Annotated in this window: 7 protein-coding genes and 1 other RNA gene; 2 read left to right on the top strand and 6 right to left on the bottom strand. The window is 64.9% G+C overall.

Annotation, left to right across the window (positions count from 1 at the left end):
- From uvrA to V5A53_RS10345, 3 genes are all read right to left on the bottom strand, one after another.
- A partial coding sequence (gene uvrA / locus V5A53_RS10355; RefSeq protein WP_332313533.1) for an excinuclease ABC subunit UvrA occupies positions 1-1,721 on the bottom strand: 1,721 nt, incomplete at its 3' end.
- A 44-nt stretch (positions 1,722-1,765) separates the two neighbouring features.
- On the bottom strand, positions 1,766-2,821 hold the full coding sequence (locus V5A53_RS10350) for a DUF7261 family protein (RefSeq protein ID WP_332313532.1): 1,056 nt from the start codon (positions 2,819-2,821) through the stop codon (positions 1,766-1,768).
- Between the two features lie 156 nt (positions 2,822-2,977).
- A complete protein-coding gene (locus tag V5A53_RS10345) occupies positions 2,978-3,715 on the bottom strand; it encodes an SDR family NAD(P)-dependent oxidoreductase (RefSeq protein WP_332313531.1) in 738 nt (245 codons plus the stop codon).
- Between the two features lie 84 nt (positions 3,716-3,799).
- On the opposite strand from V5A53_RS10345, the gene V5A53_RS10340 reads away from it, so the two are divergent.
- Positions 3,800-5,161, top strand: a complete 1,362-nt coding sequence (locus V5A53_RS10340; RefSeq protein ID WP_332313530.1) for an LVIVD repeat-containing protein — start codon at positions 3,800-3,802, stop codon at positions 5,159-5,161.
- 64 nt (positions 5,162-5,225) lie between these two features.
- An RNA gene (rnpB, locus tag V5A53_RS10335) (RNase P RNA component) lies at positions 5,226-5,617 on the top strand.
- Positions 5,618-5,670: 53 nt separating this feature from the next.
- Here rnpB and V5A53_RS10330 read toward each other — a convergent pair.
- The 3 genes from V5A53_RS10330 to V5A53_RS10320 all read right to left on the bottom strand — a co-directional run.
- Positions 5,671-6,033 (bottom strand): hypothetical protein, encoded by a 363-nt coding sequence (locus V5A53_RS10330; RefSeq protein WP_332313529.1) that lies wholly within the window; start codon positions 6,031-6,033, stop codon positions 5,671-5,673.
- Between the two features lie 260 nt (positions 6,034-6,293).
- Positions 6,294-7,406, bottom strand: coding sequence for an aminopeptidase (locus tag V5A53_RS10325; protein WP_332313528.1), 1,113 nt, complete (start codon positions 7,404-7,406; stop codon positions 6,294-6,296).
- Between the two features lie 219 nt (positions 7,407-7,625).
- A partial coding sequence (locus V5A53_RS10320) for a nitrite/sulfite reductase (protein WP_332313527.1) occupies positions 7,626-9,437 on the bottom strand: 1,812 nt, incomplete at its 5' end.

The following is a 9,437-nucleotide window of genomic DNA, read 5'->3' as shown; positions in this document are numbered from 1 at the left end:
CGCCACATCGTCTCCTCGTCGTGTTCGACGACGACGAGGGTGTTTCCGAGGTCCCGCAGGCCTTCGAGGGTGTCCAGCAGTTTGTCGTTGTCCCGCTGGTGGAGGCCGATGGAGGGTTCGTCGAGCACGTAGAGGACGCCGACGAGACCGGAACCGACCTGCGTGGCGAGTCGGATACGCTGGCTTTCGCCGCCGGAAAGCGTCGAGGCCTCCCTGTCGAGCGTCAGGTATTCGAGGCCGACCTCCTCCATGAAGCCGAGGCGGGCGCGGATCTCCTTGAGGATCTCCTCGGCGATCTTCCGCTCCCGGGCATCGAGGTCGGCATCGAGGTTCTCGAAGTGCTCTAAGGCGTCGCCGATAGAGAGCTGGTTGACCTCCGTGATGGAGGTCTCAGCGACGAGGACGGCGCGGGATTCGGGCTTGAGGCGCGTCCCCTCGCAGGCGGGACACGTCGTCGTCGCCATGTAATCCTCGATGTGCTCGCGGGTGGACTCCGAATCCGTCTCGATGTATCGGCGGTCGAGGTTCGGGATGACGCCCTCGAAGCGCTTTTCCTTGCGTCGGGTGCCGTTCTTGGTCTGTCGCTTGAAGACGACTTCCTCGTCGGTCCCGTAGAGGAACTGCCGTTGGACGTCCTCGTCGAGGTCCTCGAAGGCGGTGTTGACGCTGACGCCGAAATGCTCGGCGACGCTGTCGAGGCGTGTCCGGTAGTACGAGCGGTTGTAGCTCCACGGCTCGAAGACGTTCTTGATCGGCTTGGAGGGGTCGGTGACGACGAGGTCCTCGTCGACCTCCTTCGTCTCGCCGATGCCCTCACACTCGGGGCAGGCGCCGTGCGGCGAGTTAAAGGAGAACGAACGCGTCTCGATTTCGGGCAGGTCGATGCCACAATGGGTACAGGCCAGTTCCTCGGAGAACTCGGCGACGAGGCGGTCGTCCTCGTCGCCAGCGAGGTCGCCCGTGCTTCGGGACTGGGTGCCGATATCGGCGTCTTCGGGCGGGTCCGGAAGGATGACCTTCAGGACGCCGCCAGCTTCTTCGAGTGCGGTTTCGACGGAGTCGGTGATGCGGGAGCGGGCGTCCTCCTCGAGTTTGACGCGGTCGACGACCACGTCGATGGTGTGGTCGTAGTTGTCGTCGAGGTCCGGCGTTTCCATCGAGAGGTCGTACTCCTCGCCGTCGACTTCGACGCGGGTGTACCCCTCCGAGACGAGTTCGTCGAAGAGGTCCTCGAAGGCGCCCTTCTGGTCGCGGACGACGGGCGCGCCGATCTTCGCGCGGGTACCCTCCGGCAGGTCGAGCAGGCGGCGGACCATCTGCTGGGCGCTCTGCTCGCCGACCTCGCGGCCACACTCGGGACAGTGCGGCGTCCCGACGCGGGCGTACAGGAGGCGAAGGTAGTCGTGGAGTTCGGTGACGGTCCCGACCGTCGACCGGGGGTTGTTGGCGGCGTTCTTCTGGTCGATGGAGATTGCCGGCGAGAGGCCTTCGACGTTCTCGACCTGCGGTTTGTCCATCTGCCCGAGGAAGTTGCGGGCGTAGGCGGACAGCGATTCGATGTAACGGCGCTGGCCCTCGGCGTAGACGGTTTCGAACGCGAGCGACGATTTCCCCGACCCCGAGAGGCCGGTGACGACGGTGAACTCCTCGCGGGGGATGGACACGTCGATGTCCTTCAGGTTGTGCTCGGAGGCACCGCGGACGACGATGTCGTCAGTCATTATCGGTCCGAGGAACTGGCCGAGTGAAACCCTGTCGGTTGCGGCTACGACGTGTAGCCTTCGGTCCCGGGGTGGACTCGTGCGACCCGGCTGTGGGTGATGTCGTCGCGCGAATAGCGGCTCTCGACGCGGGCGTCGTAGATGATATTGGTGGCGTACGGTGATTCGGTGGCGGTGTCGTTGAAGTACTGGTCCTCGTAGTCGGTCGTGCCGATGGCGAGCTCGTAGGTACCGCCGCTGCGTGACTCGGCGAGGGTCTGGTTATCGTCGGCGTTCTCGTAGCGAAGTGAAATCGGCTCTTCGAAGGGGTCCTGAAACGCCAGTCCCGCACAGGAGTTCCCCGCGACCGTTCCGTTCGTGACGTCGATGGTGACGTTCTCGTCGTCGCTGCTCGTCGGCGCCCGACGACTGTCCTCGAAGGTGGTCAGGTCCTCGATGTCGTCCTCGCTCAGGAGTTCGGTTTCCTCGGCCCCGACGACGACCACCGCGCCGGTGCTGTTCTCGTAGACGTAGATCTCCCACGTCACGTTGGTACCGCTGCCGTCCTCGCCGGTCATGTTCACGTGGAAGGCGTTGTTCATCAGGACATTGATAGTGGGGTCGGTACCGGTGTACAGGTATCGCGGCTGGACGGTCCTCCGATAGTCCCGGAGGTGAGAAACGTTCCCGGCGAGCAGCCAGTCACCCTTGCCGGGGTCGGAATCGCCGGAGACGAAGCTCTTCGAACTGTTGGTGTGTTTGAGGTGGGTCCCGTTGGTCCGGTCGGTCACCGTGAGTCGATAGTCGGCCCCGCGTTTGGCGTGCTGGTCGGTGGTGCTGTTGCCGATGTTACCGACGACGTCGTCGAAGGCTCGGTTGACGTCGGCTTGTGAGGAGTTGTTGTGGCGGTTGACGTGGCGGATAGCCCGTTGGACTTTGGCCTCCCCGTCACCGAGGGTGCTGGTCACTTCGACGCTGTCGGTGCTTTGGCGGGTCGAGAGGTTCTCCGTGTAGATCGCCGAGTTGCGGACTAACGCCAGTCCGACCAGGATGATGGCGAGTGCGAGCGCCGTGATGATGAGGAGTTGGCCCCGCTCGTCCGCGGGGCGGTCACCGAGCATGTACAAGAATCGATTCGGTACGCGGACTAATCGATGTGTTCGCCGACTCACATTTCATAGGGCGTATCGTAGCCAACCGAACGTTCCGAGGTCCGTTCTTTGGCGGCGTATCTCGGCGTCTCGATTGGGGTCTATACACGTCTACGATAATCCCTATCAGACCGATTCGGGGAGCCATCCACCGTCGATTTCGACGTTCTCGCCGCTGATGTACTCGGTCGATTCATCGACGAAAAAGAGCAGTGCGGTCACGAGGTCATCGGGTTTCGCCCACCGGCCACGCGGGACGTCTTCCGGGAAGGCATCACTGGTCTCGACGACGTACGGCGACACTGCATTGACAGTGATGCCGTCGTCCTGCGTCTCGGCGGCGAGCATCCGCGTGAACATGAGCACGCCCGTCTTGGCGACGAAGTAGGGGAAGTTGGTCGGCGAGACGGAGGCCCGTTCGGCCGACGCGTAGCCGACGTTGACGATGCGGCCCCATCCGCCCTCACGCATCGGCCCCAGCGCGCGCTTCGAACAGAGCATCGTCCCCGTCAGGTTCGTGTCCATGACCAGCTGCCACGTGTCGAGGTCGATGTCCTCCCAGTGGTCGGGCGCGAAGTTACCGACGTTATTGACGAGGATATCGACGCTCCCGAGTTCGGACTCGATCGTTTCGAACGCGTCATCGACGGAGTCGGGTTCGGTCACGTCGGCCCGGACGGTGATGGCGTCGACGCCTCGGCCGCGGGCCTCCTCGGCGGTGGCTTCGGCCTCCGCGTCGCTGCTGCGGTAGTGGATCGCTACGTCCGCGCCGGCGTCGGCCAACGCGAGGGCGAACGCGCGGCCGACGCCCTTCGCGCTGCCGGTGACCAGCGCGACCCGGCCCGAACAGTCCGGTCGAATCATACCTCCGTCTCGGGTCGGTACGGGCAAATAGCTGTCCCGCGAGGGCCGGAAAGCATAGGCGCTCCCACTCCTAATGTCGGGCGAATGGATCGCCGGTCGCTGTTGAAGGCCTGTGTTGCCGGGGCATCGACGCTCGCTCTCGCTGGCGATAGCACGGCCCACGAGGGCCACGGCGGCGGCGAAGCCGCGGAAGACGGCGGCTTCGAACCGCTCGATAGCCTCTCGCTTCCCGGCGCCAAGGAACTCGTCGTCGACGACGGCGTCGCCTACGTCGCCACTACCGACGGCTTCGCGACCGTCGACGTGTCGGACCCAACCGACCTCACCCTGCTTGCCGAACGGGACGGCCTGCTCGCCGACCATCCTGACGGCCCCCTCGAAGGCATCTACGACGGCAAGGTGGGCGGCGAGTACTACGCCATCGGCGGCCCGCCGAACGGCCGTTCGGACGTTCCCTACGCCGCCGTCGTCTTCGACGTCTCTGACCCCGCGGCCCCCGAACACGTCCTGACCTACGAGACGGAGTTCTACCACCACAACCTCGATACCGACGGCGAGACGCTGTACCTCTGCGGCAACGACGGCGAGGGCAACCCGCTGGTCTGTGTCGACATCGAATCCGGCGAGGAGGTGGGCAGGTGGTCGATTCTCGACGCGGACGACCGCTGGGACGACGTCTACTGGAAGATGTACGAACTCCACGACGTGTGGGTCGAATCCGGGGTCGCGTACCTCTCCTACTGGGACGCCGGCACGTGGCTCGTCGACGTCTCGGACCCAAGCGATCCGACGCCCATCGTCGGCCTCCGGGGACAGGACCCCGAGGAACGCGCCGAACTCAGCGACTCGGAAGCGCTCGAACGGCGGCTCTATCTACCCGGCAACGACCACTTCGCGATGCCCCAGCGGGGCGTCGACAGCGATCTCGTCGCACTCAATCAGGAGGCGTGGGGCGAGGAGGCCGACGCCCCGACGAGCGACCTCGGCGGTGTCGAGTTGTGGAACGCCGCCGACGAGGAGCGTCTGGCCCGCATCGAGGCGCCGGAGACGAGCGACGCTCGCTTTCGCGGGGGCGTCTGGACCACCTCGCACAACTTCGCGTTCGTCGGCGACCAGCTCTACACCTCGTGGTACCGCGGCGGCCTGAAGGTCCACGATGTCTCGGACCCGACCGACCCGGAGGAACTCGCCCATTGGCGGGATGCGAAGACGACCAGCTTCTGGACGGCCCAGCAGGCCGGTGACGCCGTCATCGGGAGCAGTTGGCAGGACCACACGCTCGATTCGCCCGCCGAAGGCGCGCGCATCTACGCCTTCCCGGACCCCGGTGGGTCGCTGGATACGACGACGACAACCGAAACCGTGGACGACGGCGCGGGTCTCGGCGCGGCCGCGGGGCTGTTCGGGCTCGGCGTGGCCGGGCTCTATCGATGGCTTCGGGACTGACGGCGAACGTCGGCCGTCCTCCGCCACCGAACGCCTTAAAAGCGCGACCCGTCTATTTATCAATGGAAGAGGATGCCCGGTCCCCGTGCCCCGCTTTCGACGGCGTTGCCGTCCCAGCGTGTGCATGAGGAAAGTCCCCCCACCGTCCGGGCAGGTGACCGGGCGCAAGCCCGGAGCGGGAGACCGCTGGCTCTGGAACAGAAACGAGACCACCCACTCCGACCGATGAGGCGCGTGGGCCGCCGATGGCGGCCCGCGGCGCTTGCGGTTTCGCCGCAAGCGCGCGAACCGACCCGCAAGGGAAGGGAGCTAACCCGCGGAGGGCCGACGAGTGGGAACGGATGGAACGGCGAATCCTCGCCGGTGCAAGCTCGTCGACCAAGGTAGCCCGGACACACAGACGAGTGCTCAGCCGAATGCCGGGTAGAAACAGAAGGGGGCTTACTATCCTCAGCCGATTTCGACCGTCCAGCGGTGCATCTCTCGCCGTCGACGCGTTCGGCCCCTCCTCACTCGCCGTCGCCCACACAGACGCGGTCGACGGATTCGTCGACGACCTCGGCGTAGGTAGCCGACAGCTGGCCGGTCGAAAGCAACGCTCGGAGGAAGCGGTCCTCGGTGCGGTTGCTGGCGTTCTCGACGGTGTCGAAGCCCTCGTCGATGGTGTCGTGTGCGCGACGGGTGGTGATGCCCGTGGTCTCCTCGGCCGAACTGAGGTTGATGTGTGCCATCGCCCGTGCCGCCGCGAGTGTCTCGTGGTGCATCGTCGAGCCGGTCGAAACCAGCTCGAACGCGGCGCTACTGAGCTTCTTCTGGGCCTCGACGGCACTCGGGAGTGGGGAGAACCGCCCGCCGGGTAGTATGCATTGCATAGTGGCATCCCGCGAGTGTCGAACTGTCAGCCAGCCCATTTTAATTTGGGCGGCGTTTAAAGTTGTATCCGACCTCGCGCTGATACGGTCTAACGGTGCGCCCGGTTTATTAGTTGTGGTGCTAAATGGTCCTCGATACCATTGATTACCAAGAAATATCGCAGGGTGGTCGGCTAGTCGCCGAAGCCGTCCTCGAAGCGGAAGGTGCCGTTCGAAAAAGTTCGATGAAAAAGCCGCACCTCGCTTCGCTCGGTGCGGTACTACCCCTCGAAGCCGTCTTCAAACCGGAACGTCCCGTTCCGCTGTACCACGTCGCCGTCGACCTCCATACGGGAGGCTTCGGACATGTCCGTGATCATGTCGACGTGAACGGCCGACTGGTTGCCCTCCTCGCCGTCGGGCATGTTGGCGTCGTAGGCCCGGCCGACCGCCATGTGGACGGTGTCGCCCATCTTCTCGTCGAAGAGGATGTTGTCGGTAAAGCGGTCGATGCCCCGGTTCATCCCGATACCTAACTCGCCCAGACGGCGGGCGCCCTCGTCGGTGTTCAGGATGGTTTCGAGTTCGTCCTTGCCGGTCTCCACCGAGAAGTCGACGACCTCGCCGTCCTCGAAGGTGAGGTGGACGTTCCGAACTCTGCGGGCGTTGAGCGTCATCGGCACGTCGAAGAACACCTCGCCCTCCGTCGCGTGGGGTGCGGTAAAGACCTCGCCGGACGGGAGGTTATGCGAGTCGTAGGCGACCGATGCTGCGGAATTGACCGCGGTACGGCCCTCGATGGACATCGTGATATCGGTCTTCGGCTGGTCGTCGCGTTCCTTGACGATGCGGACCTCCTCGCCGTCGTCGAGTATCTCCTTCATGTTGGCCATCTTCTCGGCCAGCGACTCCCAATCGCGGAGGACGGCGTTGTAGACGAAGTCCTGATACTCCTCGTAGGCCATGCTGGCCTGCTGGGCGAGGCTCCGGGTCGGGTGGACCGTCGACACCCAGTCGGTGTCCATCCGCGCTTCCCGAATCCCCTCGCGGGCCTTCGAGTAAGCCTGTCGCACGTCGCTGTCGAGGTCCGCGGTCGCGGTGGTGTTGCGGCCGCCGCCGATCCGGAGCACCGAGTCGGCGTTCTCGTAGAGGGCCAGTTCGTGACCCGGGTCCTCCTCGAAATCGCCGTCGTGGGCCTTCAGATACGCCCGCGACACTTCGGCGGAGCCGTAGGTCGTCACGACGTTGGCACCGACCTCGCCCAGTTTCTCCGCCACGGCGACCCCGAGTTCGTGGGCGTCCTCGGCGACCGACAGCACCACGTCGTCGCCTTCCTCGGTTCGTGCGCTCCAGTCGACCAGTACCTCCGCGTGTTCGCGTACGCGCTCGTCCATCGCCCACCCGTTCGCCGCGCGACGGTTTATAAGTCGGCATTCGAGGTGAAGCGAGGGGCGGCCGCTGTTCCAGACGAAGCAGGGGTCCGACGACGGGGGTGACGTTTCGGGTGGAACAAGTGAAAACTGACCGAACGACTACGAACATCGATGTTTAAACAGAATATAAAGAAAGCGTCCGCGAGGGCGCCGTAGGCGCCCGAGCGTGCAAAAAGTTCGCTAGTCGTCAGCGGGCGTCGGCGACGCGTCCATCTCGGTCTCTTCGGCGTAGGGGTACCACGTCATCTTCGTGTTGCCGAGATAGGGGTCCTCGTAGGACGTTTCCTCGGGTTCGGCGAGGCCGTTGAGGTACTCCTCGTCGTGGCGTTCGATGTAGTCGCGGAAGGACTCTCGCTCGACGGCTTCTGCTCGCGGGCTTTGCCCGCTCGCATGGTCCGAGGCGCTGCGCGCCTCGCTTTCGCCGTCTCGCCCTCGTTGTTCATCCTGAACAACGCGCTCCTCGCGTTCTGCCTCGTAGATGGCCAGCAGGTTCTCGATGTAGCCGGGCACCTCGTCGGCGGCGACGCGCATCTCGATCCAGTCTGCGAAGCGGGGGTTCTCCCCGAGGCCGCCGCCGAGGCCGATGTCGAAGGCCTCGACGGGTTCGCCGTCCTTGCGGGTCTTCATGCCGCGCAGGGAGATATCGGCGATCTGGGGCTGGGCACAGGATGCGGTACACCCCGAGAGGTGGATGTGGAAGTCCTCGACGCCGCTGGGGAGTTCGACGTTGTTCTTGAGCCAGCGGGCGTAGCGGACCATCCGGTTCTTCGTCTCGACGATGGAGAGCGAACAGTACTCGGTGCCCGTACAGGCGATGGAGCCGCGCATGAACGGGTGGGGGTCCGGCGAGTAGGTCTCCAGCAGCGGTTCGTCGAGGAAGTCGTCGAGGTCCGCCTCGGCGATGTCGGAGACGATGAGGTTCTGTCGCTGGGTGATGCCGACGATCTCGGAGCCGTACGCCTCGGCGAGGTCGGCGAGTTCGATGACGTCGTCGGCGCCCATCCGGCCGACGAGGACGGAAAGGCCGACGAAGTAGTCGCCGTCGACCTGTTCGTGGACGCCGACGTAGTCGCCGGTCTCGTCGTTGCGGCCGGAGTTGTAGGTGTACTGCTCGCGCAGGTCCTCGCCCGCGGTGGGGAGTTCGAAGTCGACGTACTCGTCCTGGAGGACGCGGCGGAGTTTGTCGGTGCCCCACTCGTCGACGAGGAACTTGATGCGGGCGTTGAAGCGGTCCTCGCGGTCGCCGTGGTCGCGGAAGAGCGCGGAGATGCCGCCGGCGACGTCGGCGATGGTGTCCTCGGTGACGAAGACGTCGATGCTGCGGGCCATGCGGGGTTCCTTCCGGGAGAGGCCGCCGCCGACCTTCACGTTGAAGCCCTTCTGTCCGTCCTTGGTCGCGGGCTCGAAGCCGAGGTCGTTGATCTCGGCCTGCCCGGAGCCACGGGTGTCGCCGGTGACGGCGACCTTCCACTTCCGGGGGAGGTTCGAGTGGTCGTCGTTGCCCTTGAAGGTGTCATTCAGCTCCTTGATGACCGGCCACGCGTTGATGTGTTCCTTCGCGTCCTTGCCCGCCATCGGCGAGCCGACGATGTTCCGCCAGGAGTCACCGCAGGCCTGGATCGTAGAGAGATCGTGTTCCTCGAGCTTCTCGAAGAGGTCCGGAATGTCCTGCAGTTGGATCCAATGAAGTTGGATGGACTGCCGCGTCGTCCAGTCACAGTAGGCGCCGCCGAACTCGGGGTTCTCGACCGGTCCGGTGGCGTACTCGTTGGCGACTTCGCCGACGACCCGGAGTTGCTCGGGCGTCAGGCGACCGTTCGGCGTCCCGATACGCATCATGAAGTAGGATTCCTGGCCCTTCCGCTGGTGGTACAGCCCCCACCATTTGAAGCGCTCGAACCACGCGTCGCGTTCGTCCTCGGGGATGGAACTCCATCCCTCCTCGGCGAACTCCATGAGGTGGTCCCGGATCTCCGCACCGTAGACCTCGTC

The organism is Natronomonas sp., from assembly GCF_036625485.1.
Taxonomy (GTDB): domain Archaea; phylum Halobacteriota; class Halobacteria; order Halobacteriales; family Haloarculaceae; genus Natronomonas.
Note: the sequence above shows the minus strand (reverse complement) of the source record. Positions and strands in the feature narration are given on the sequence as shown.

Bases quoted from the DNA above. Each gene is read 5' to 3' on its own strand.
- V5A53_RS10325 (WP_332313528.1), bottom strand. From the start codon at position 7,406: ATGGACGAGCGCGTACGCGAACACGCGGAGGTACTGGTCGACTGGAGC.
- V5A53_RS10350 (WP_332313532.1), bottom strand. From the start codon at position 2,821: ATGCTCGGTGACCGCCCCGCGGACGAGCGGGGCCAACTCCTCATCATC.
- V5A53_RS10345 (WP_332313531.1), bottom strand. From the start codon at position 3,715: ATGATTCGACCGGACTGTTCGGGCCGGGTCGCGCTGGTCACCGGCAGC.
- V5A53_RS10340 (WP_332313530.1), top strand. From the start codon at position 3,800: ATGGATCGCCGGTCGCTGTTGAAGGCCTGTGTTGCCGGGGCATCGACG.
- V5A53_RS10330 (WP_332313529.1), bottom strand. From the start codon at position 6,033: ATGCAATGCATACTACCCGGCGGGCGGTTCTCCCCACTCCCGAGTGCC.